General features: G+C 67.2%; 23 protein-coding genes and 1 tRNA gene. 17 read left to right on the top strand and 7 right to left on the bottom strand.

What is annotated here, in order from left to right; genetic code table 11:
- The first annotated feature begins 1 nt into the window (after position 1).
- The 11 genes from EV379_RS14950 to EV379_RS14900 all read left to right on the top strand — a co-directional run bounded on the left by EV379_RS14950 (position 2) and on the right by EV379_RS14900 (position 10717).
- Positions 2 to 1399: an FAD-dependent oxidoreductase gene (locus tag EV379_RS14950; protein ID WP_130506835.1), complete on the top strand. Its 1398-nt coding sequence runs from the start codon at positions 2 to 4 to the stop codon at positions 1397 to 1399.
- A 1-nt stretch (position 1400) separates the two neighbouring features.
- Positions 1401 to 2069: a prepilin peptidase gene (locus EV379_RS14945; protein WP_130506834.1), complete on the top strand. Its 669-nt coding sequence runs from the start codon at positions 1401 to 1403 to the stop codon at positions 2067 to 2069.
- Between the two features lie 526 nt (positions 2070 to 2595).
- Positions 2596 to 2784 carry a Flp family type IVb pilin gene (locus tag EV379_RS14940; protein WP_207226272.1) on the top strand — a complete coding sequence of 63 codons (189 nt, stop codon included), beginning with the start codon at positions 2596 to 2598 and terminating at the stop codon, positions 2782 to 2784.
- Positions 2785 to 2883: 99 nt separating this feature from the next.
- Positions 2884 to 3273, top strand: a complete 390-nt coding sequence (locus EV379_RS14935) for a TadE/TadG family type IV pilus assembly protein (protein ID WP_130506833.1) — start codon at positions 2884 to 2886, stop codon at positions 3271 to 3273.
- Positions 3261 to 4247: a TadE/TadG family type IV pilus assembly protein gene (locus EV379_RS14930; protein WP_130506832.1), complete on the top strand. Its 987-nt coding sequence runs from the start codon at positions 3261 to 3263 to the stop codon at positions 4245 to 4247. Before EV379_RS14935 ends, EV379_RS14930 begins: the two co-directional genes overlap by 13 nt.
- Before the next feature lie 26 nt (positions 4248 to 4273).
- Entirely contained in the window at positions 4274 to 5014 is a 741-nt protein-coding gene (gene cpaB / locus EV379_RS14925) for a Flp pilus assembly protein CpaB (RefSeq protein ID WP_130506831.1), read from the top strand.
- Positions 5011 to 6360: a CpaE/TadZ family protein gene (locus tag EV379_RS14920; RefSeq protein ID WP_130506830.1), complete on the top strand. Its 1350-nt coding sequence runs from the start codon at positions 5011 to 5013 to the stop codon at positions 6358 to 6360. Before cpaB ends, EV379_RS14920 begins: the two co-directional genes overlap by 4 nt.
- Positions 6357 to 7814, top strand: coding sequence for a TadA family conjugal transfer-associated ATPase (locus tag EV379_RS14915; RefSeq protein WP_130506829.1), 1458 nt, complete (start codon positions 6357 to 6359; stop codon positions 7812 to 7814). Before EV379_RS14920 ends, EV379_RS14915 begins: the two co-directional genes overlap by 4 nt.
- Positions 7811 to 8767, top strand: a complete 957-nt coding sequence (locus EV379_RS14910) for a type II secretion system F family protein (protein ID WP_130506828.1) — start codon at positions 7811 to 7813, stop codon at positions 8765 to 8767. Before EV379_RS14915 ends, EV379_RS14910 begins: the two co-directional genes overlap by 4 nt.
- A 10-nt stretch (positions 8768 to 8777) precedes the next feature.
- Positions 8778 to 9647 (top strand): type II secretion system F family protein, encoded by an 870-nt coding sequence (locus tag EV379_RS14905; protein WP_130506827.1) that lies wholly within the window; start codon positions 8778 to 8780, stop codon positions 9645 to 9647.
- A gap of 47 nt (positions 9648 to 9694) precedes the next feature.
- Entirely contained in the window at positions 9695 to 10717 is a 1023-nt protein-coding gene (locus EV379_RS14900) for an alpha/beta hydrolase (RefSeq protein ID WP_130506826.1), read from the top strand.
- A 133-nt stretch (positions 10718 to 10850) separates the two neighbouring features.
- Here the strand turns inward: EV379_RS14900 and EV379_RS14895 are convergent, their stop codons facing one another.
- The 3 genes from EV379_RS14895 to EV379_RS14885 are packed head-to-tail and all read right to left on the bottom strand — an operon-like array spanning position 10851 to position 13092.
- Entirely contained in the window at positions 10851 to 11528 is a 678-nt protein-coding gene (locus tag EV379_RS14895; RefSeq protein WP_130506825.1) for an NUDIX domain-containing protein, read from the bottom strand.
- Entirely contained in the window at positions 11528 to 12016 is a 489-nt protein-coding gene (locus tag EV379_RS14890; RefSeq protein WP_130506824.1) for a YajQ family cyclic di-GMP-binding protein, read from the bottom strand. The genes EV379_RS14895 and EV379_RS14890 overlap by 1 nt, the downstream gene beginning before the upstream one ends.
- Positions 12017 to 12072: 56 nt before the next feature.
- Positions 12073 to 13092 (bottom strand): LacI family DNA-binding transcriptional regulator, encoded by a 1020-nt coding sequence (locus tag EV379_RS14885; RefSeq protein WP_130506823.1) that lies wholly within the window; start codon positions 13090 to 13092, stop codon positions 12073 to 12075.
- 206 nt (positions 13093 to 13298) lie between these two features.
- On the opposite strand from EV379_RS14885, the gene EV379_RS14880 reads away from it, so the two are divergent.
- Positions 13299 to 13383, top strand: a tRNA-Tyr gene (locus EV379_RS14880).
- Between the two features lie 73 nt (positions 13384 to 13456).
- Here the strand turns inward: EV379_RS14880 and EV379_RS17550 are convergent.
- From EV379_RS17550 to EV379_RS14870, 3 genes are all read right to left on the bottom strand, one after another.
- Positions 13457 to 13588, bottom strand: coding sequence for a hypothetical protein (locus EV379_RS17550; RefSeq protein WP_278044042.1), 132 nt, complete (start codon positions 13586 to 13588; stop codon positions 13457 to 13459).
- Between the two features lie 197 nt (positions 13589 to 13785).
- Complete coding sequence (locus tag EV379_RS14875) at positions 13786 to 15231, bottom strand: glycoside hydrolase family 1 protein (protein WP_130506822.1); 1446 nt, start codon at positions 15229 to 15231, stop codon at positions 13786 to 13788.
- A 32-nt stretch (positions 15232 to 15263) separates the two neighbouring features.
- Complete coding sequence (locus EV379_RS14870; protein ID WP_130506821.1) at positions 15264 to 16580, bottom strand: MFS transporter; 1317 nt, start codon at positions 16578 to 16580, stop codon at positions 15264 to 15266.
- Between the two features lie 99 nt (positions 16581 to 16679).
- Here EV379_RS14870 and EV379_RS14865 point away from each other — a divergent pair, with 99 nt between their 5' ends.
- Together EV379_RS14865 and EV379_RS14860 are read left to right on the top strand one after the other, a co-directional pair.
- Positions 16680 to 17279: a TetR/AcrR family transcriptional regulator gene (locus tag EV379_RS14865; RefSeq protein WP_130506820.1), complete on the top strand. Its 600-nt coding sequence runs from the start codon at positions 16680 to 16682 to the stop codon at positions 17277 to 17279.
- Between the two features lie 144 nt (positions 17280 to 17423).
- The gene (locus EV379_RS14860; protein WP_130506819.1) at positions 17424 to 18086 is read left to right on the top strand and encodes a TetR/AcrR family transcriptional regulator; all 663 of its coding nucleotides are present in this window, start codon (positions 17424 to 17426) and stop codon (positions 18084 to 18086) included.
- A gap of 135 nt (positions 18087 to 18221) precedes the next feature.
- Here EV379_RS14860 and EV379_RS14855 read toward each other — a convergent pair whose 3' ends face one another.
- The gene (locus EV379_RS14855) at positions 18222 to 18602 is read right to left on the bottom strand and encodes a winged helix-turn-helix transcriptional regulator (RefSeq protein ID WP_207226270.1); all 381 of its coding nucleotides are present in this window, start codon (positions 18600 to 18602) and stop codon (positions 18222 to 18224) included.
- 128 nt (positions 18603 to 18730) lie between these two features.
- Here EV379_RS14855 and EV379_RS14850 point away from each other — a divergent pair, with 128 nt between their 5' ends.
- From EV379_RS14850 to EV379_RS14840, 3 genes are all read left to right on the top strand, one after another.
- Positions 18731 to 19600, top strand: a complete 870-nt coding sequence (locus tag EV379_RS14850) for an NmrA family NAD(P)-binding protein (RefSeq protein ID WP_130506818.1) — start codon at positions 18731 to 18733, stop codon at positions 19598 to 19600.
- 115 nt (positions 19601 to 19715) lie between these two features.
- Positions 19716 to 20564 (top strand): inositol monophosphatase family protein, encoded by an 849-nt coding sequence (locus EV379_RS14845; protein ID WP_130506817.1) that lies wholly within the window; start codon positions 19716 to 19718, stop codon positions 20562 to 20564.
- Positions 20561 to 21208, top strand: coding sequence for a GNAT family N-acetyltransferase (locus EV379_RS14840; RefSeq protein WP_130506816.1), 648 nt, complete (start codon positions 20561 to 20563; stop codon positions 21206 to 21208). Before EV379_RS14845 ends, EV379_RS14840 begins: the two co-directional genes overlap by 4 nt.
- Positions 21209 to 21366 lie beyond the last annotated feature (158 nt).

The raw sequence follows: 21366 nt of genomic DNA, 5'->3' as shown, positions 1-21366 counted from the left end.
CATGACCAAGCTGCGTTTGGCCATCGTCGGAGCCGGCCCCGCCGGCATCTACGCCGCCGACATCCTGTTGAAGGCCGAGAAGACCTTCGATGTGTCCATCGACCTCTTCGACGCGCTGCCGGCCCCATACGGTCTCGTCCGCTACGGTGTCGCACCGGACCACCCCCGCATCAAGGGCATCATCAACGCCCTGCGCGAGGTGCTCGACCGCGGTGACATCCGCATCTTCGGCAACGTCACGTTCGGCACCGACATCACGCTCGACGACCTGAAGCGGCACTACAACGCCGTGATCTTCGCCACTGGTGCCGTCAGGGACGCCGATCTGGCCATCCCGGGCATCGAGCTCGACGGCAGCTACGGCGCCGCGGAGTTCGTCAGCTGGTTCGACGGGCACCCCGACTACCCGCGCAGCTGGCCGCTCGAGGCCCGCGAGGTCGCCGTCATCGGCAACGGCAACGTCGCCCTCGACGTCTCGCGCATTCTCGCCAAGCACGCAGACGACCTGCTCGTCACCGAGATCCCGGACAACGTCTACGCCGAACTCAAGGAATCGCCCGTCACCGATGTGCACGTCTTCGGTCGTCGCGGCCCGACCTCGGTCAAGTTCACGCCGCTGGAACTGCGCGAGCTCGGCGAGCTGCGCGACGTCGACATCATCGTCTACGACGAGGACTTCGACTACGACGATGCCGCCCGCGCCGCCGTCGCCGGCAACAAGCAGGTCTTCGTGATCGACAAGGTGCTGAACCAGTGGCGTCAGCGCGAGGTCGGCCAGGCCAGCCGCCGCCTGCACCTGCACTTCTTTGCCAAGCCGGTCGAGGTCGTCGAGGCGATCGAGAACGGCGAGCCCACCGGCCGAGTCGGCGCCTTCCGCTTCGAGCGCACCGCACCGGACGGCGAGGGCGGCGTCGTCGGCACCGGCGAGATCCGCGAGATCCCGATCCAGGCGATCTACCGCGCCGTCGGATACTTCGGTTCGCCGCTCTCGGGCGTTCCATTCGACAAGAAGCGCGGCGTCATCCCGAACCGCGAGGGCCAGGTGCTGGTCAAGGATCCGGAGACCGGCACGAGCCAGCAGATGTACGGCGTCTACGCCACCGGGTGGATCAAGCGCGGCCCCGTCGGCCTCATCGGGCACACGAAGTCCGACGCCATGGAGACCGTCCGGCACCTGATCAACGACGTCGGCAACTGGTGGAGCCCGGAGCAGCCCAGCGAGGAGAGCGTCGTCGAGATGCTCGATGAGCGCGGCATCCGCTACACCGACCTCGACGGCTGGCACAACCTCGACGAGCACGAGAAGGCGCTCGGCGCCGGTCAGGGCCGCGAGCGTATCAAGGTCGTTCCCCGCGAGGAGATGGTCGACATCTCGACGGGCACCCAGACTCGAGCCTGAGGTGACACCGGGCCCCGAGGCAGCGTCGACGTTCATCATCGTGGCCGCGCTGCTCGGGGCACTGATCGGCTGGGCCCTGGGGCCCATCGCCGGCCGGACGCTGCGGCCACCGCGTGAGATCGGGAGCCGCGCCCGCTGGCTCATGGTCCTGGCGACGGCCGTGCTGTTTGCCCTGACGGTGTGGCTCGTGGGCATCAGCCCCGCGCTTCCGGCGTTCCTGGTCTTCGCTGCTGCAGCGGTCGTGCTCGGGGCCGTCGACGTGATCGAGAAACGGCTTCCGGATGCCGTCGTGCTCCCCGCCCTCGTCGCGACGACGCTGCTCCTGGCCATCACCGCCGCGGTTACCGGGGACTGGGCCTCGCTGCTCGGAGCCGTGCTCGGTGCGGCCGCCCTGTTCGCCCTGTACTTTCTGCTCGCCTTGATCTCGCCGGGCGGCATCGGCATGGGGGATGTGAAGCTCGCGGCGCTCGTCGGGCTCGTGCTCGGCTCCGTTGGCTGGGCGGCCTGGCTGGGCGGCGCGCTGGCGGGTTTCGTCGTCGGTGGTGTGGTCTCGCTCCTCGCATTGCTCATGCGCCGGGTCTCTCTGCGAGGCTCGCTGCCGTTCGGGCCATCGATGCTCGCGGGTGCATATCTCGCGATTCTGCTCAGCGCCGTGATCGACGCGCCGTGACGTGCCCCCACTTTCGGGGGTCGCGAGGCCTTTCTGGGTGCGAGTATGGTCTCCTCCACGCCGGCAATGAGCCCGGCGCCCGTGTCACAACGCACTCTGTGCAGCGTGACCTGTGGCCCTCAGCGGTCACGCCCACCCGAGCAACACTCTGACCCGAACAGAATCGCTACCCTACATCCCAGCCCTAACCAGGCATGCGTGGCACGACGCCCGCGGGTAACCGCGGAGCATCGCTCGCCTCGGCGCTGACGCGCCGCCCCGAGTGTCGCCGCGCACCTCGGTTGCGCCCTCCGGGAGCTCGCTTTCGAGCCCGAATCTCGCCGGCTGCAGCGCACCGCACACACTCGACTCGCGACCACCCCGACTCGCGAGGTTTCGTGCTGCCATCTGGGAATTTAATCGGGTTCAACCCCCCGGGCGAGTGGCACCCGAAGTGGGGAGTGGTGAGGATATCTCACACCGGCCTAGCTTTGCCGACACCCGCTTGGCCGACAGAGGCCGGCCACACACAGAACGGAAAAGCACAATGAAGTTCATCACCGACATCCAGGCCCGAATCAACAGCATGCGCAGCACGGACGACGGCGCGACCGCCGTTGAGTACGGGCTCCTTGTCTCCCTCATCGCGGTCGTCATCATCGGCGGCGTCACGGCGCTGGGCCTCGCGCTCAACGGCATGTTCGACGGTGTCGCCGACGAGATCGTCGCCCCGTAGCTCGCCCCTCCCTGGCGGCGGCCTCCGTGCCCTCGGATGCCGCCGCCGCACTCTCTCAGCACTCACTTCAAACACCCGCTCTTCGAAGGGACCCGAACCATGAAGAGATTGCGCATCCGCCGCGACGAGCGTGGTGCTGCGGCCATTGAGTTTGCGCTCATCCTGCCGATTCTGCTTGTCCTCGTACTTGGCATCGTCGAGTTCGGACGGGCCTATAACGTGCAGATCTCCCTCAGCAACGCGGCCAGGGAAGGCGCCAGGTCCATGGCAATCCACAACAGCGTCACCGACGCGAGAGCGGCCGCCATAGGAGCCGCACCCTCGATCCAGCCGGCGATAGCCGCCAGCCAGATCACGATCAGCCCTTCGAGCTGCGCCAGTGGTGGAACGGTCAACGTGACCATCCGCTATCCGCTCGAGCTGCTCACCGGATTCTTCGAGGACACCTTCGAACTCACAAGTGTTGGAGTCATGCGATGTGGTGGATGACGTCGCGGCTGCGAGCCAGCCGCCAGAACCCCGAACGAGGCGCGAGCGCCGTTATCATGGCGATTCTGCTCGTGCCGCTCATAGGCTGTGTGGCGATCGCCGTCGACGTCGGGGCGCTGTATGCCGAGCGCGCCCAGCTGCAGAACGGTGCGGATGCCGCGGCCATCGCGATCGCCCAGGACTGCGCCGACGAGAACGGCTGCGGCGATTCGGCGGCACTCGCCGCCAGCTACGCCAACACGAACGCCAACGACGGTGCGGCCAATGTTCTCGCCCCAGTGTTTCCGAACTCCCACACCGTCATCGTCGGCGACAGCACACGCGTCGCCGGTAGCGGTGACGGGGCGATGAAGCACCCCTTCGCGGCCCTCATCGGCGTCTCCTCGACCACCGTACGCGCCGAGGCCACCGCAGAGTGGGGTGCCCCAGGTGCCGGCGCCGTGCTCCCTCTCGCCCTCTCGTTCTGTGAGTTCCAGGCGTCCCTGCCGCTCGTTCCGGGCACACTCATGACAGTCCAGGTCGACAAGGGCAAGAAGTGCAAGAGGGATACCGCCGAGATCCCCGGCGGCTTCGGCTGGGTAGACCACGACGCCAAGTGTCAGACATACGTCGACCTCAACGCCGCCGGTGAGCTCTGGCTTGGCAACGACACCGGCAACAGTGTGGACCATCAGTGCGACACCCTGCTCAAGAAAATCAAGGACACGACAGTGCTGATCCCGATCTTCGACGCCTCCGTCGGCGGCGGAACGAAAGGCACGTACCGCATCTACGCCTTCGCCGCCTTCCACATCACGGGTTGGTACTTCAGCAATAGCAAGGGTGACCTCGACGACAGTGCCCCGGCGTGCGGAAGCAAAGGCAGCAGCGGGCGGTGCCTGCAGGGCTACTTCGACCACTGGGTGTCCGTTGACAGCGCGTTCGAACTCGGCGGCATCGACACCAACAGCAAGATCGTCAGACTCATCAACTAGTCACTGCGCCACACAGAGGAGACACCATGAAAACCCGAATCATTGGAGCAATTCTCGCCATCGTGCTGGCTGCGGCCGGAGCGGTCGTGCTGATCTTCTACGTGAACAGCGCCGATGCTCGAGCCGCCGACGGGGCCGCCCTGGTCCCGGTGTACGTGGTCACCAGCGAGATCCCGGTCGGCACCCCCGCCGAAGAAGTCGGCGAGTTCGTCACGGTCAAGAACATGCCGGCGCTCGCCGTCGTGCCCGGTGGCGTCAAGAAACTATCGCAGCTCGATGGCCAGGTCAGTGACGCCGCCCTGCAGCCCGGAGAGCAGTTGATCGCCGCACGATGGGTGGACCCGGCCGCGCTAGCCGCGTCGGGCAGCACCGATCTGCCCGATGGCATGCAGGCCGTCACGATCACCCTCCCTGTGGAGCGGGCCGTCGGCGGCACGGTCACGGCGGGTGACACCGTCGGTGTCGTCGTCGCCGCCACCGCGAAGATCCATGACTCGAGCGAGGAGATCCTCATGACGAAGCAGGTGTTCCACAAGATGCTCGTGCTCGCCGTGCAGCAGGGAACGACGGTGCTCAGTGACACGAGTGACGAGAACGCCGCGGCAGAGCCAGTCAGTGCGGTCATGGTCACGCTGGCGGGCCGGACGCCCGACATCGAAGAGATCGTCTGGGGCCAGGAGTTCGGCAGCGTGTGGCTGACCCTGGAGCCGGAGAGTGCTGACGAGAGCGGTTCGCGAGTCGTCGACGGAAATGTCGTGTTCCAATGAGCAGGGTGATCGTGGTCGGCCGCAGCCGCGAGTACGACGCACGAATGCAAGCGTTGCTCGGCGAGGACATCGCCACGGTCATGGGTGCCTACCTGAGCTTCGGAGCACAGATCGCCCTGGATCAGCTCGCGGGTGACGACGCTGAAGTCGCGCTCCTCGGACCGTTCCTCAGCTACGAGGACGCGAGCGAACTCGTGACCGCTCTGCTCAGGCGCTTCCCGGATCTCGGCCTCGTGCTGGTGCATGAGAATCATGCCGAGATTGAGGAATGGGTGTCTGAGCTGCCGTTCCACTCGGTACTCAGCCCCACGGCCGACGATGAGACAGTTCTGGAGCTGCTCGGCGAGATGCGCGCGTGGCTGATCGAGGCCGGAGACGTGGACGGAGAGGCCCCGGCCTACGGAGCGATTCCGACCCAGGCCGACGCCGAACCGCGCCTCGCTGTGGTGACCGAGGAATCGGGCCTCGCTGAACTCGATGAGATCGATGAACTCGATGATGTGCAGGAAGCCGCCCCAATCGGTGACGTGCAGCGGCTCGCCGAGATCACGACAGTCTCGTCGGAGCACGGCGAGGACGGCCGTGTCATCGCTGTCGTCTCACCCAAGGGCGGTCTCGGCAAGACAACAGTTGCCACCAATCTTGCGGTCGGGCTGGCCCGGGTGGCCCCGCTCTCTGTCGTGGTCGTCGACGCGGATGTGCAGTTCGGCGATGTCGCCACTGCTCTCGCGCTCTCGCCCGACCACACCCTGCCTGATATGGTGGCCGGTCTGGCCCCGCGCGACACGATGGTGCTGAAGACGTTCCTCACCGTGCATCCGGCCGGCTTCTATGTCGTCTGTGGTTCGGACGATCCTGCGGCGGGCGACCGCGTCAGTGGCGAGCAGGTCGGCCACCTCGTGCGCCAGCTCGCCGGCATCTTCCGCTTTGTGATCGTTGACACCGCGCCGGGGCTGGGGGAGCACGCCCTCTCTGTGCTCGATAACGCAAGCGATGCGATCGTGCTGTGCAGTATGTCGGTGCCGAGCGTGCGAGGGCTGAGGCAAGAACTCGCGACGCTCGCCGCCCTCGACATCCTGCCCGGCCAGCGGCACGTCGTGTTGAACTTCGCCGACAGGGTGAGCGGGCTGACCGCCAAGGACGTCGAGGCGACCATCGGAGTGCCGGTGGATGTCGCCATCCCTCGCTCCAACGCGGTCGCCCTCTCGACCAATCGGGGTGTTCCCCTGTTGGGGGAGGGCTCGCGGGATCCCGCGGCGAAGGCCCTGAACCAGATCGTTGTCCGATTCGACAGCGCGGCCGCGAAGAAGCGCGGCCGTGCTCACCGGAGGGTGGTAGTCGCATGAAACTCACCGAACGCATTGATGCGCTGCGCGGGGTCACCCCCGCGAAGGCCGCAGAGGCGGAGACGACGCAAGAGACGGCCAGCGCCACAGCCGTGATCGGTGCGATCGCTGACGCACCGCCACCGGTGACGGCGCGGGTCAGGCACCTGCCGGCGCCCGTGCACGTGGACCCGCTGGCAGAGCTCAAAGAGCGCGCGGCCCAGGAGCTGTTCGAGCGCATCGGCACCCGCATGAACGACTCCACCCTGACCGAAGAGAAGCTGCACGCGTATGCGCGCGCCGAGCTCTCGACCATCGTCAGCGAGGAACAGGTTCCACTGAGCGCCGAGGAACGGAAGCGTCTGATCAAGGAGATTGGCGCGGATGTCCTCGGCTATGGGCCGATCGAGGCGATGCTCGATGACCCGGACATCACCGAGATCATGGTCAACAGTCACGAGCAGATCTTTGTCGAACGCGACGGCCGACTTGAGCTCTGCGATGTGCGCTTCACCAGCGAGGCGCATCTGCGGCGTGTGATCGAACGCATCGTCTCGAAGGTTGGGCGCCGCATTGACGAGTCCTCGCCGCTCGTGGACGCCCGCCTCGTCGATGGATCCCGTGTCAACGCGATCATCCCGCCGCTTGCCGTGAACGGCTCGGCGCTGACGATCCGCAAGTTCGCACGAGAGCCGTTCACCGTGAAAGATCTCGTGGGCTTTGGAACGCTGAATCAGAACATCGCCGACTTGCTTGAGGCCTGTGTGCGGGCGCGGCTGAACATCATCGTCTCTGGCGGCACGGGCACCGGCAAGACCACCATGCTGAATGTGTTGTCCGCCTACATCCCCAGCGACGAGCGCATCGTGACGATCGAGGATGCCGTCGAGCTCCAGCTGCAACAGGAGCACGTGGTGCGACTGGAATCGCGGCCGCCGAACATCGAGGGCAAGGGCGAGATCACCATCCGCGACCTTGTCCGCAACTCGCTCCGCATGCGGCCAGACCGTATCGTGATCGGCGAGTGCCGCGGCGGTGAGAGCCTCGACATGCTTCAGGCCATGAACACCGGCCATGAGGGCTCGCTCTCGACGGTGCACTCGAACTCTCCGCGCGACGCCATCGCCCGCCTCGAGACACTGGTGCTGATGGCCGGGATGGATCTCCCGCTCCGTGCCATCCGGGAGCAGATCACATCGGCGATCGACGTGATTGTGCAGGTGACGCGCCTGAAGGACGGCTCTCGCCGTGTGACGCACGTCACAGAGGTGCAAGGCATGGAGGGCGACATCGTCACCCTGCAGGACGCCTTCGTCTTCGACTACGCCGCCGGCGTCGACGCCGGTGGTCGCTACCTCGGGCATGCCGAGGCGACCGGTGTGCGACCGCGCTTCGCGGACCGCTTCCGCGACCAAGGAATCGAGCTGTCACCGAGCGTGTTCCACGCCCCTACTCCCATGGGGGCCGTGCGATGAACGCCTTGGTGCTCTACGGCGGGATCGCCCTCGGGCTCATCGCCCTGTTGGTCCTCGTGTTTCTCGTGATCGCGCCACCCGCGCCACGGGTGGCACTGGAACGGCGGCGGGCGCCCGGCGCTGTGCAGGTGTCGACGCTCTCGCGGGTCACCGACCGCACGGTCGAGGCGATCGACGGGGTCATCAGCAAGCGGACCAACCCGCTCTTCGGTGCTGCCGAACTCGAACGAGCAGGCATCCGGATGTCGCCACCGTCCTTCGTGCTGATGGTCATCTGCACGTCGGTTGTGTTCGCCGCGCTCGGTGTGCTGCTTGGCAGCGGCACACCGTGGCTTATCCCGCTCCTTTTGACCTTCGCGGTGCTCCCACTGCTCGGGGCCAAGCTGCTGCTCGGGGTGCGCGCCGGCCGTCGCCGCACGGCCTTTGCCGAACAGCTCGATGACGCACTCACGCTGTTGGCCGGAAGTCTCCGGGCCGGCCACAGCTTGTTGCGCGCGATCGACGGCGTCTCGCAGGAGACGGATTCGCCGATCGCAGAAGAATTCGCCCGGGTCGTGAACGAAACCCGAATCGGTCGCGACCTGGGCGATGCCCTTGCGGGTACTGCCGAGCGCATGCGGAGCGATGACTTCCAGTGGGTCGCGCAGGCGATCGCGATCAACCGGGAGGTGGGCGGCAACCTGGCCGAGGTGCTCGATCAGGTGGCGCACACCATCCGGGAACGCAATCAAATCCGGCGTCAGGTGAAGGCTCTCTCTGCCGAGGGCAAGATCTCGGCGATCGTGCTCATCTTGCTGCCGATCGCGGTCTTCGCCTTTCTGCTCCTCATCCAGCCGGGTTATTTCGCCGGGCTGTTCTCCAGCATCATCGGCGTAATCGCGCTCGTGGTGGCCGGAATCCTGCTCGTCCTCGGGGCGCTGTGGATGATGGCCGTCGTCAAGGTGAAGTTCTAAGGATTCGACCATGCCTCCTCTCATCGCAGTATTCGCAGCCCTGGCCGTTGCCGGGGGGTTCGGCGCCCTGATCGGGATCCTGGTCGGTGGGCGCGACCGGCGCTCGGCCGTCATCCCGGATGGCCCCTCGGTCACCGCCGCCGCGCCGGGTCTTGCAAGCGCCACCCGTCGTAAGGGCCTGCAGGACTTCGCGCCTCGTGGGTACATCGGCATGCTGGAACGCCAGATCCTGCTCGCCGGCCGCCCGGCTGCCTGGACGGTGGACAAGATCCTCATCGCCAAGCCGCTCCTGCTTCTGGCGAGCCTGCTGAGCGCCGTCTGGTGGGTTGGGCTCGACCCCAACCCCTTCCGGATCGGTGTCGGACTCTTCGTCGTCGTGCTGAGCTTCTTTGTGCCAGACCTCCTCATTTACAGCCGGGCGATAGAACGCCAGCAGGCCATCCAGAACGCGCTGCCGGACACGCTCGACCAGATGACCATCTCGGTCGAGGCCGGGCTTGGCTTCGAGTCCGCCATGCTGAAGGCCGGCAACTCCGGTCGCGGCCCGCTCGCCGAGGAGCTGATCCGCACGCTGCAGGACATGAGCATCGGGCGTTCCCGCGTGGACGCCTATCATGCACTCGCGGCGCGCACCTCCTCCGTCGATCTGCGCCGCTTCACGCGTTCGGTGATTCAGGCCGACCTCTACGGCATCGCCATCGGCGAAGTGCTCCGGGTACAGGCGGGAGAGATGCGCATGCGCCGCCGTCAGCGGGCCGAGGAACAGGCGATGAAAGTACCGGTGAAGGTGATCTTCCCACTGATGTTCTGCATTCTGCCCGTGCTCTTCATCGTGCTGTTGACACCCGCCGTGCTCAGCATCGTCGACGCCTTCTCCTGAGCAGCCCCGCACACGGGGTTCGCACAGCAACGGGCTAGGGTGAGGCTGTGAGCGAAAACCGTGGGGGAGAGCGCTGGAAGCCGGATGTTCTGGGCGGGCACTTCGAGCAGCTGACGCTGCCGCTCAAGCCAGACGTCGAGGGCGAGGTCGTCGCAACGCTGGTTCGATACACCGCTCTCCGCCCGTTGGATCTGCGCGCGCTGCCGGCTGATGGCGCCGATGTGCTCTACGTGCACGGATGGTCGGACTACTTCTTCCAGACCCACCTCGCCGAGTACTGGCGCAGTATGGGGGCGCGGTTCCACGCCCTGGACCTCCGCAAATACGGCCGCAGCCTGCGTGACTATCAGACCCCCGGTTTCGTCGACGATCTGAGCATCTACGACGAGGACATCGAGGCCGCGCTCACAGCCATGGGCCACGGGGCGCCGAAGCCAGGGCCCACCGTCAACGCCGGCAAGCGGCGTCCGCTGATCTTGATGGGGCACTCCACCGGCGGGCTGACACTCAGCCTCTGGGCGGGCCGGCATCCCGGCCGCGCACAGGGTCTCGTGCTGAACAGTCCATGGCTGGAATTCCAGGCGCGGGGAATCGGCCGCGAAGTCATCGCCCCGGCCGTCGTGCTCGGCGCGAAGGTCGCACCGCTGGCGCAGCTGCCGAACGTTGACCTGGGCTTCTACACCCGCACGGTGTCGAAGGAGTTCGACGGGGAATGGGAGTACAACATGGCCTGGCGCCCGGAGCGCGGCTTCCCGACTCACCCCGCTTGGCTGAAGGCCGTGCTGTTCGGGCATGGCACCGTCGCGGCCGGCATCGACGTCGGCGCTCCCGTGCTCTCCCTGATGTCGGCGCGCTCGACGATCTCGCTGGTCTGGTCACCGGCGATGATGACGAGCGACATCGTGCTCGTCGTCGACGACATCGCCGTGCGCTCGCTGAAGCTCGCGCCCGGCGTGACGGTTGAGCGATTGGACGGAGCCATCCACGACGTGATGCTCTCGGCCAAACCGGTGCGCGAGGCCGCGTACGCCGCGATCACCCGCTGGCTGCGCGGCTACTTCGCGCACTAGCTCCACCGAGCGAGAGCACGCCGGTCGAGTAGCGAGGAGCGAGCGTATCGAGACCTCGCGGACGCCGGCCTTTCGCGGATCGATGGTTTCGATACGGCCGTAGACGGCCTACTCAACCAGCGGGCTAGCGGGCTCAGACGGTGGCGAACGGCCCGGACAGCGCGGCCCACTGCAGCAGCATGATCGTCTTCGCGTCGACGATGTCGGTTCCGACCATCGCCATGGCCTCGTCGAAGTCGAGCTCGAGCACGGCGATGTCCTCGCCCTCGCCGGCCAGACCGCCGCCGGCGCCCGCGCGGGTGCTCTCGTCGTACGGCGCCGCGAAGAAGTGCACCCGCTCGGTGACGGATCCGGGGCTCATGAACACCTCGAAGACGCGCTCCACCGGGCCAACCGCGTGCCCGGTCTCCTCCTCGGCCTCGCGCCGGATGGCCGACTCCGGGTCGTCGTCATCGAGCAGGCCGGCGGCCGCCTCGATCAGATTGCCGTCCGGGTGCCCGTTGACGTAGGCAGGGTAACGGAACTGCCTGCTCAGGATCACGCTGCGCCTGGCCACGTTGTAGAGCAGGATGCAGGCGCCGTCACCGCGGTCGTAGGTCTCCCGCTCCTCGACCGACCAATGGCCGTCGCTGTGCTGGAAGTCGATCGTCGTGGCACGGGTGACGAACCAGTTCGAGGTGAGCAGGCGCACATCGCGCACTCGCACCCGGGGGTTGCCGCTGAGATCGCGGCCGGCCTGGTCGAGGCCGGTTCGGCCGCGGCGGTCCGGGATGTCGATCCCCGGAACGCCGGCGGCCGGCGCCGAGGTCATCAGCGGAAGTTGACGAACTGCAGGGCGACGTCGAGGTCCTTGCCCTTCAGCAGTGCCATGGTCTCCTGCAGGTCGTCGCGGCTCTTCGAGGAGACGCGCAGTTCATCGCCCTGGATCTGGCTCTTGACGCTCTTCGGCGCCTCGTCGCGGATGATCTTGTTGATCTTCTTCGCGTTCTCCGAGTCGATGCCCGCCTTGAGCGAGGTCTCGATGCGGTACTCCTTGCCGGAGGCGAACGGCTCGCCGGCATCCAGGCTGCGCAGCGAGATGCCGCGCTTGATCAGCTTGGCCTCGTAGACCTCGAGGATCGCCTTGGCGCGCTCTTCGCTGTTCGCCTTGATCAGGACCTTGTCGCCGCTCTGCTCGATGGAGGCGCCGACGTTCTTGAAGTCGTAGCGCTGAGCAACTTCCTTCTGGGCCTGGTGCAGGGCGTTCTCGCCCTCCATCGGGTCGACCTTGGAGACGATGTCAAAAGTGGAATCAGCCATGCCTCGATGTTAGCCTTTGCCGCCGAATCGTGGGCCGGGCGGGCGGATGCCGCGGGCTACTCGGCGCTCGGCGTCGCCGTGCTGGAGCGCACAACCAGTTCGAACGGCAGCGCGATCGAGCTCTGCACGGGATCGTGCCGCTCAGGGTGCAGCTCCTCCATCAGCATCTGCACGGCCTTCTCGCCCTGCGCGCGGGGGAACTGGGCGACGGTGCTGAGCCCGAAGAACTCGGCCAGGTCGTGGTCGTCGATGCCGATGATGGAGACGTCGCGCGGCACGCTGAGGCCCAGGTCTTTGGCGGCGAGGATCGCGCCGATCGCCATCTCGTCGCTGGCGGCGTAGATCGCGCTCGGGCGTCCGTACGGGCTGCCGAGCAGCTGCTTGGCCGCCTGGTAGCCGCCCTGGATCGTGAAGTCGGCCGGGCGGAACAGGGCAGGATCGACGTCGAGGCCGGCATCCCGCAACGCACTCTCGTAGCCGACCCGGCGATTGCTCGGCAGGTGGAAGTCGACGTCGAGTTCGAGCACGCCGCCGATGTGGCCGATGCGGCGGTGGCCGAGCGCGATCAGGTGTCCGGTGGCGAGCCTCGCGACGGCCGTGTCGTCGACGGCGAGCGTGCGCACGCCGGGGATCGGGCCGCCGACGCCGACGAGCGGCTTCTTCAGCCGGTGCAGCCGGGAGACCTCGTCGGCGGTGAGCTCGAGTGAGATTGCGATCACGGCGTCGACGCGCTGGCGCAGCAGGAAGTGTTCGAACACGCTGTGCCGCTCGGCGCCGTCGCCGGCGAGGTTGTACAGGGTGATGTCGTAGCCGTCGCGCAGCAGGGCCTGCTGGGCGCCCTCGAGCACGGTGGAGAAGAACCAGCGGTTGAGGAACGGCACGACGACGCCGATGTTCTTGGTGCGCCCGGATGCCAGGCTCGACGCATTCGAGGAGACGACGTAGCCGAGCTGCTCGGCTGCGGCATCCACCTTGAGTTTCGTGGCCTGGGAGACCGAGCCGTTGCCGCTGAGGGCGCGCGAGACCGTCGCGGTGGAGACGCCCGCGAGCTTCGCCACTTCTTCGATGCCGGCCATCGCATCGCCGCCTTCCGCTGAGCATGCTGGATACGCCAGAAGTCTAGCGAGGCGGAGCGTTCAGCCAGCGGCTCCACGCGTGCGCCGCGGCATCCGAAACGCCCGACAGCGCGGGGGAGGGTGGCTCAATTTCACGAGACGGCCGATGGTAAGTATGCTTGTGGAGCGTCTTCGGTCAGGTGGCAACATATGGTCGGGTGCGCGCTGGCGAGTTACCCAAGCGGCCAAAGGGATCTGACTGTAAATCAGACTGCTCAGCATTCGGGGGTTCGAATCCCTCACTCGCCACCAACAGCCCCGGAATCACTGCGATTCCGGGGTTTTGTCGATCAAGGCAGACGGAGTCGCTCCACCTGCCCAGGCGTCATGTATTCCTCTTCACCGGGAGGATGACGGCGACGGCGGCAAGGAAGGCAAGCAGCCCAGCGAACGGAACCCCGCCGATTATCGCGACGATTCCTGCCGTGACTGCGAGCAGGAACGCTATGACTTTCATCGTGCTTTCCATATGTGTGGTGGGGCCGCGCGTTGGCGTGATCCCGCTCCTCTCGTCGTGGCTTCAAAATACTCCGGCGCATGGCCTTGTGGGGCGTTTCCCCGCTACGGATTCGAATCCGTCGCTCGCCACCGCTGCACACGAAAGCCCCCGGCGACATCGCCGGGGGCTTTCGTTTCGTGGTGCCGCTCGTCAGCTCACGCTCCGGCGCGGAGACGCAGCTCGATCTGATCCAGCGCCGTCTCGGAGAGGGTGCCGCCGGCGAACCCCGCGATCGCGACGAGTGACATCCCTCGCGCGAGTGCAAGCTGCGGGTGGTCAGCAATGCCCGGAACCTCCGCTTCGAGAACCGCGCGACCGTGCGGGTCGTCGAGGATGTCGCCGAGGCGGCTGTTGCGATTGAGCTCAGCGCCGCTCGAGTCGGCCAGGATGGCGTCCGCCGCGGGTGAGAAGTCATGGCTCCCATCCGGGATCTCCGCCGCACCGCTCCTGGCGAGCTGGCCGAGCCAGGCGAGGCTGGGCTTGGGGTGACGTTCGAATGTCTGCCGGTCGACGGCGATGAGTCCGAAGGTCGGCCCCCAGTGGCCCCACTCGTAGTTGTCGAGCGCGGACCAGTGCAGGTATCCGCGCACGTCGATGCCGTCTTCAACGGCGGTGATGAGGTGGCGCAGGGCTTCACGGGTGTAGTCGATGCGGCGAGCGTCGTCGGCTGTGGCGATGCCGTTCTCGGTCACGAGCAGCGGCTTGCCGGTGACGCCGTGGGCATGCCGGAGTGCCATTCCGAGGGCATCCGGTCGGTATGCCCAGCCCGTGAGTGTGTTGTCCGGGCTCGCGGGGTGCGGAACCGGGCCGTTCGCGTCGACGGCCTGGCTCGTGTAGGCCTGTACCCCCACGAAGTCGTCGTCGCGCGAGACCTCAAGGTAGAGGTCTTCCCACGCCCAGACGGTCCTCTCGAACACCTCGTCATTGCCCGCTGTCGCGGTGAACGCTTGCTGCGCCACGGTCCAGCCGACTTTCGCCGACGTTCCTCGCCGGAGGATGTCGCGAGCGACCCGGTGGGCCTCGCCCAGCCGCTGCCCGACGTCGACGGAGGGGATGACGGGCCCCTGCTGTGCCATCGTCGGGCCCGCCTCAGCGACTGGAGTGGAGAGGAAGGTGCTCATCAGGGCGAGGATGTTCGGCTCGTTGATCGTGCAGACCCACTCGACACCGTCCAGGATCGGTATGACGGCCTCAACGTACGAGGCCCAGCGGTCGAGGGCATCATCGGCGTTCCAGCCACCCGCCTCGGTGAACCAGTACGGCGAGGTGAAGTGGTGCAGAGTGACGACCGGGGTGAGCCCGCTGTGGATGGCGGTGTCGATCATGCGACGGTAGTGCTGCAGCTGGGCGTTCGAGATCTGTCCGCGCTCTGGCTCGATTCGCGCCCACTCGATGCCGAACCGGTATGCCGTCAGCCCGGCGTCGGCGAGCAACCGCATGTCCTCGGGGTACCGATGGTAGTGATCGACGGCATCACCGCTGAGCTCCGGGAACATGCCGGAGCCCTCATGGCGCCACCAGTCGCTGGACACATTGCCACCTTCGACCTGATGCCCAGAGGTTGACGCTCCCCAGAGGAAGCCGTCGTGAAGTCGTGCCATGGTGGTGCTCCTGTCGTGTAGAGGTGATTGGGTCATCGAACGGCCTTGATGGGGAGGACCGTCAGCGCGCCGGCAATGGCGACGGCTGCGGCGATGAGGTACAGCGCGGTGTAGTTCGAACCGGATCCGCCGATCGCGAGCGCGAGCGGCGCAAGCGCCGGCGCCAACGATTGCGGGAGTGCGTTGGCGATGTTGAAGATTCCCATGTCCTGCGCTGCGGCGTTCTGTGTGTCAGGGAGGACCTCGGTCACCAGCGCCAGGTCAACGGAGAAGTAGACGCCCATCGCGATCGCGCTGATCGCGAGCGCGACGATGTAGAGCGGCCAGTCAAAGGTGAAGGCGACGATCACGTGGTGCAGTGCGATCAGCCCGGATGCGGCGAGGACGAATCCCTTCCGACGGCGGAGCCGGTCCGATATTGCGCCAGAGATGGTCGCGCTGGCCGCGATGAGAATGGTGGTCCCGACAAGGAAGGTGAGTTGCAGCACCGCGACCTGGGCGAGCGGAACGCCGAGCCGGGCGTTCATGAAGTACACCATGTAGGTGTTTGCTGCAGCGAACGACAGAGTGATGAGGAAGCGGCCCAGCCATGCCCACCCGAAGTCGGGGTTGCTCCGGGGGTTGAAGACGAAGATGGAGAACAGCTGCCGGAGTCGGAGCCGAGGAATTGTTCCCGGTTCGAGAATGCGGTCCTTCACCGTGTAGACGAACACGGCGATGAGGACGAGGCCGACCAGTGCCGGTGTGAGGATCATCCAGCCGATGCCGCCGCCGATGCCGAACGCGATGTTGCCGATGAGGAGTGCGACGAGGGGCGCGATCTGCGTCGAGATTCCGGTCCAGGCTGCGACCTTGCCGCGTTGCTGCTCCGGAACCCGATCGGGAATGAACGCTGCAAGCCCAGCCAAGACCGCGTTGATCGACAGCTGCACCACGGTCCACGCTGCGCCGACGAGCACGATCTCGCCGGCGAAGCCCAACACCGCGGCGGCGGCCACCGCGACGATTGCGCCGCCGAGGATCCACGGGCGGCGCATCCCGAAACGTGAGGTCGTCCGGTCGCTGAGTGCACCGAACACCGGATTGGCGAACATCGCGATGAGAGCCCCGACTCCCATGATGATGCCGAGCGTCGTCTCCCGAGCGTCTGGGGTCAGCTCGGCAACCTTCAATGCGAGCGCGGTCGCCAGTGGCACGACGAAGAGCAGGAATGCTCCGAGATACGCGGCCAGGTAGGCGAGGACGCTCCTGCCTGCGACTCTCGGCAGATCGCGCGGGTCGGGGTTCTCGATGAATAACAGCTCCGTGGCAGTGGGCTCGGATCCGGTCGTGGCTTCGTCACGCGTCATTGCGCATCCTTCGGGTTGAGTTTGTCGGCGGGCGCCGGGTGCTCATAAAACCATTCACGTGAATGGTTTGTCAAACAGTCGATTGCTATCCTGTGCTGTATGACGGATCCCAACCCTGCAGCGGCCGTCGTCGGCCGCTATCCGAAGGGCGAGCGCACGCGCGAGCGCATCATCCGTGTCGCGGCCGAGCTGTTCGCGGAGCGGGGGTACACGAGTGGCTCCATGCGGGAGATCGCCGCGCGGGCGGGTCTTGCGCAGGCCGGGTTGCGGCACCACTTTCCCGACAAGTTCGAGCTCCTCATCGAGGTGCTCCGGCTTCGGGATGCATCCGTCGCGGCCTCCGTCGAGCGTGATGCGGCCGACAGCCACGGTGGCGTCCTCGAGAGCATCGCGCGCCACAGTGTCGAGCACCCTGGACTCACCTCGCTCTACCGCGTGCTGTCGGCGGAAGCCGGCAATCCAGAGCACCCGGCGCACGAATACTTCCGTGAGCGCTACGCCCGTGCACTCGCTCAGGCCGTCGAGCGCATCCGCCTCGAGCAGGATCTGGGCATCATTGACCGAGACCGCGACCCGAACGAGATTGCCGCCACGAGCACGGCACTCCTTGACGGGCTCCAAATCCAGGCTGCGCTCGTCGACGATTTCGACCCGGTGCCGACGATCCGGGCGTTCGTCGAGGGGTGTCGGCCCCGGTAGCTGCCGACGACGGCAGATCGATGGGGGGTGCCGCCGGCTGCTCGGCATTGGCGCGGTCGCGATCTCATCGCGCCGCTCAGGTTCCGCGTTGTCGGGTCTGCGAAACTTGAGCACAGCCAGCGCGAGTGAAGGAGTCCAGCCGACATGATCGCTTCGACCGCGCGCTCGGCCTCAACCTCGACCGCTCGCTCGACCGAGACGCGCGAGCGCATCCTGAGCATCGCGGCCGAAGAGTTCGCGGAGCGGGGCTACGCCGGAACCTCGATCGGCGGCATCGCCGAGCGGGCGGGCGTCGGCAAGGGGCTCGTGCAGTACCACTTCAAGGCGAAAGTCGACCTCGCCCTCGAGATCGTGCAGGGCGCATACGCCCAGGCGTCGTTCGCGAACATCATCGGTTCGGCTGATCCGCTGCGCGGCCTGGCCGCGATCGTCACCTCCATCCGCACGGTGGCTCGTGCCTTCCGCGAGGACGTGCGCGTGCGTGCCGCGACACGACTCCTCCGTGAGCACGACGTCATCCCCGCCACCTTTCCCACGCCGTACGTCAGTTGGGTGGCCGTGATCGCCCAGTGCCTGATTGACGCGGCGGATGACGGCGAGATCCCGTCACGGGAGAACCTCGCGACCGAGGCGTGGCACCTCGTCGCCAATTTCTACGGCGTGCAGGAGGTGTCGCAGCGGCTCACCCAGCGGGAGGACCTGCCGGAGCGCATCGAGGAGATGCTCGAACGCGAGTTCATACTGCTGGGCGTGTTCGAGCCGCGACGCTTCCTCGTCGAGTCGCCGGAGGACTCCGTCCAGTTATAGTACGATCGTACGAAGGGACATGCGCCGTCGGGGGACAGTCGCATGGCGCCGGTGGTGCTCGGGGGACCGCCACCGGCGAATCCCGCCATTCGTCCGCATCCCGCGAGTCCGATACCGGGCCCGGGCGGCTCCGGCTCAGCCGACTCTGGGAGCCAGGATCTCGTCGGCGTTGTTGTCGATCCAGATCATCAGCGGCAGCAGATGTGCCGTCAGTTCGCGGCCACGCGGCGTGAGGCTGTAGTCCACGCGCGGGGGAATCACTGCCTGCACCTCGCGCAGCACAAAGCCATCGCTCTCGAGCGTGCGCAGCGTCTGCGCCAGCATCTTCTCGCTGATGCCCTCGATGCCGCGGCGGAGTTCGCCCCAGCGGTGCGGTTCCCGCGAGAGTGCCAACAGCACGAGCACGCCCCACTTGCTGGTGACGTGGTCGAGCACGGTGCGGCTCGGACAGGCCGCCGGAAAAATCCCAGCGGTCGTCCCCGGGATCCCCTGCATCTGCTCATTTCTCACCGTCATGTACGTACCTTACCAAAAGGTGGGTACCTCCTTCTGGGAAGTATCTCAGGGGTAGCGAGGTTGTATCCGGCGGCGGCCAGAACGGTCGTGACATCCGCGGCCAGCTGGGCGCACTCGAAAGGAACACCATGACCATCGTGATCACCGGAGCAACGGGCCAGCTCGGCTCCCTCGTCGTCGATGCACTGCTGCAGGCCGGAACGCCGGCAGCCGAGATCGTCGGCACCGGCCGCAACGAGCAGCGTCTCGCGGAGCTGCGGGAGCGCGGCATCCGCACCGTCGTCGCCGATTACAACGACGGCGCCGCACTCGAGGCGGCATTCGCCGGCGCGGATGCCGTGCTGCTCATCTCCGGGAGCGAGGTCGGCCAGCGCGTCGCCCAGCACGCCTCCGTCATCGCAGCAGCCAAGGCCGCCGGCGTCGGCCGTCTCGTCTACACGAGCGCACCGGCCGCTGCCAGCTCCGCGCTCATTCTCGCGCCGGAGCACAAGGCCACCGAGGAGCTCATCGCCGCCTCCGGCATCCCGTCCACGATCCTGCGGAACGGCTGGTACACCGAGAACTACCTCGGAGCCCTGAGCCAGGCCGCCGCAAGCGGCGAGGTCGTGGCCAGCGTCGGCGGAGGCCGCGTGGCCAGCGCCAGCCGTGCCGACTATGCGACTGCCGCAGCGGTCGTGCTCGTCGACGCGAGCCACAGCGGAGCGGTCTACGAGCTGAGCGGTGACGTCGCGTGGACCCACGCCGAGTTCGCCGAGGCCGCCGCCGAGGTGCTCGAGCGCCCGGTCAGCTACCGCAACCTCAGCCCGGAGGAGCACCAGGCCGCACTGGAGCAGGCCGGCCTCGACGCCGGTACCGCCGGCTTCGTCGTCGCACTCGACGGCAACATCCGTGACGGGCTGCTTGCCGAGACGAGCGGCGAACTCGCCCGCCTGATCGGCCGCCCGACCACGCCGCTGCGTGCAGAGCTCGCGACTGCCGCAGCGGGCCTCGCCGCCTGAGCCCGCCCCGCCGCCGCCCAGCGTGGGCGGTGAGGTGGCGCAATCTGCCCCGTCGGGCGCCCTCATGGGGCAGATTGCGCCACCTCGCTGGCGGGGTGGCGGGTAGCGTTGGCGTATGAGTGTTGAATTGCTGGAGACTGTCCGCCGGATCGCACTCGAGGCGGGCGCGCTCGCCGCGGATCTCCGCAGCGAGGGGGTCTCGGTTGCCGCAAGCAAGTCGAGCGACGTCGACGTCGTCACGGCCGCCGACCGCGAGACCGAGGCGCTGATCCGGGCGCTGATCGCCGCCGAACGCCCCCACGACGGCTTCTATGGCGAGGAATCGGATGCCGCCGCCGGCAGCTCTGGACTCGTCTGGGTCGTCGACCCCATCGACGGCACCGTCAACTACCTCTACGGCACTCCCGCGTGGGCAGTGAGCATCGCGGTGGGCGAGCTCGACCCCGACGCGGCACCCGACGCCGAGCCGACCGCGTCATGGCGGGCGCTCGCCGGTGCCGTCTATGCGCCATCCGTCCGGGAGCTCTACACGGCCAGCGCGGGCGGCGGAGCCTGGCTCGAGCGCCTTGACCGCGAGTCGGGGGCGCCGGAGCGACTGCGGGTGAACCCCAACCCAACGCTCGCACACGCCCTGGTCGGAACCGGCTTCTCCTACATCGCGGAGCGCCGCGCCGCCCAGGGTGCGGTGCTCGGCGCGGTGCTGCCGCGCGTGCGCGACATCCGCCGCGGAGGCAGTGCCGCGCTGGACCTCTGCGCCGTGGCATCCGGACGCCTCGACGCCTATTACGAGCGCCACATCAACCCGTGGGATCACGCGGCGGGCGCGCTGATCGCGCGGGAGGCCGGAGCCCGGGTGGCCGGCCTGCACGGCGCCCCCGCGACATCGCAGCTGGTGATCGCTGCCGAACCCGGACTCTTCGCCGAGCTGCACGCGGCTCTCGTGGATGCCGGCATCGGGGCGTGAGTACACAGCCAGCACCCGGGCCGCGGATCGTCACGGAGCGCCTGCTGCTGCGGCGCTGGACGGATGCCGACCGGGCGCCCTTCGCCCGAATGAACGCCGACCCGGCCGTGATGGAGCACTTTCCCGCGGTGCTGGACGCCGCGGCATCGGATGCGCTGATCGATCGGATCGAGGCCGGCTTCGAGCGGAACGCGCTCGACCGCGGTGCCTTCGGGCTCTGGGCGGTGGAGCGGCTGGACTCCGGGCAGTTCATCGGCTTCGTCGGGCTCGCGGTGCCCGCCTTCACCGCCCACTTCACCTCGCCGCCCGGATCCGAACCGGGGCCGGCCGTCGAGATCGGCTGGCGCTTGGCCGCGGACGCCTGGGGAAACGGCTTCGCGAGCGAGGCGGCATCCGCGGTGCTGGAGTACGGATTCGGCACCATCGGCCTTGGCGAGATCGTCTCGTTCACCGCTCGCTCGAACGTGCGCTCGCAGCGCGTGATGGAGCGCATCGGCATGGTGCGCGACGTGGCCGGTGACTTCAGCCACCCGGCGCTGCCCGCCGACCACCCGCTCGCTCCGCACTTTCTTTATCGGGCCCGGCCTCTATCGGGCCAGGCGCAGCCCGGAATCCGCCGTGATTCACCGGGGAGTCGCCGGTGAGTCGCCCCAGTTTCAGCCGTGATGAGCCCGTGAATCGGCACACAGTCGCTAGCGCACCTCGGTGAACGCCGGGTAAACGTGCCCCCCATAGTGATTACCCCCATTAGGGGGGAAACGCATCCATTCACATGGATTTTTCATACTGTGCGCGCTAGCCT

The sequence above is a fragment of the Microterricola gilva genome, from assembly GCF_004217495.1.
Lineage (GTDB): Bacteria > Actinomycetota > Actinomycetes > Actinomycetales > Microbacteriaceae > Microterricola > Microterricola gilva.
This window is presented reverse-complemented; position numbering and strand designations above follow the sequence as displayed.

Bases quoted from the DNA above. Each gene is read 5' to 3' on its own strand.
- EV379_RS14950 (WP_130506835.1), top strand. From the start codon at position 2: ATGACCAAGCTGCGTTTGGCCATCGTCGGAGCCGGCCCCGCCGGCATC.
- EV379_RS14940 (WP_207226272.1), top strand. From the start codon at position 2,596: ATGAAGTTCATCACCGACATCCAGGCCCGAATCAACAGCATGCGCAGC.
- EV379_RS14935 (WP_130506833.1), top strand. From the start codon at position 2,884: ATGAAGAGATTGCGCATCCGCCGCGACGAGCGTGGTGCTGCGGCCATT.
- EV379_RS14930 (WP_130506832.1), top strand. From the start codon at position 3,261: ATGTGGTGGATGACGTCGCGGCTGCGAGCCAGCCGCCAGAACCCCGAA.
- cpaB (WP_130506831.1), top strand. From the start codon at position 4,274: ATGAAAACCCGAATCATTGGAGCAATTCTCGCCATCGTGCTGGCTGCG.
- EV379_RS14920 (WP_130506830.1), top strand. From the start codon at position 5,011: ATGAGCAGGGTGATCGTGGTCGGCCGCAGCCGCGAGTACGACGCACGA.
- EV379_RS14915 (WP_130506829.1), top strand. From the start codon at position 6,357: ATGAAACTCACCGAACGCATTGATGCGCTGCGCGGGGTCACCCCCGCG.
- EV379_RS14910 (WP_130506828.1), top strand. From the start codon at position 7,811: ATGAACGCCTTGGTGCTCTACGGCGGGATCGCCCTCGGGCTCATCGCC.
- EV379_RS14905 (WP_130506827.1), top strand. From the start codon at position 8,778: ATGCCTCCTCTCATCGCAGTATTCGCAGCCCTGGCCGTTGCCGGGGGG.
- EV379_RS14895 (WP_130506825.1), bottom strand. From the start codon at position 11,528: ATGACCTCGGCGCCGGCCGCCGGCGTTCCGGGGATCGACATCCCGGAC.
- EV379_RS14890 (WP_130506824.1), bottom strand. From the start codon at position 12,016: ATGGCTGATTCCACTTTTGACATCGTCTCCAAGGTCGACCCGATGGAG.
- EV379_RS14885 (WP_130506823.1), bottom strand. From the start codon at position 13,092: ATGGCCGGCATCGAAGAAGTGGCGAAGCTCGCGGGCGTCTCCACCGCG.
- EV379_RS17550 (WP_278044042.1), bottom strand. From the start codon at position 13,588: ATGAAAGTCATAGCGTTCCTGCTCGCAGTCACGGCAGGAATCGTCGCG.
- EV379_RS14875 (WP_130506822.1), bottom strand. From the start codon at position 15,231: ATGGCACGACTTCACGACGGCTTCCTCTGGGGAGCGTCAACCTCTGGG.
- EV379_RS14870 (WP_130506821.1), bottom strand. From the start codon at position 16,580: ATGACGCGTGACGAAGCCACGACCGGATCCGAGCCCACTGCCACGGAG.
- EV379_RS14865 (WP_130506820.1), top strand. From the start codon at position 16,680: ATGACGGATCCCAACCCTGCAGCGGCCGTCGTCGGCCGCTATCCGAAG.
- EV379_RS14860 (WP_130506819.1), top strand. From the start codon at position 17,424: ATGATCGCTTCGACCGCGCGCTCGGCCTCAACCTCGACCGCTCGCTCG.
- EV379_RS14855 (WP_207226270.1), bottom strand. From the start codon at position 18,602: ATGACGGTGAGAAATGAGCAGATGCAGGGGATCCCGGGGACGACCGCT.
- EV379_RS14850 (WP_130506818.1), top strand. From the start codon at position 18,731: ATGACCATCGTGATCACCGGAGCAACGGGCCAGCTCGGCTCCCTCGTC.
- EV379_RS14845 (WP_130506817.1), top strand. From the start codon at position 19,716: ATGAGTGTTGAATTGCTGGAGACTGTCCGCCGGATCGCACTCGAGGCG.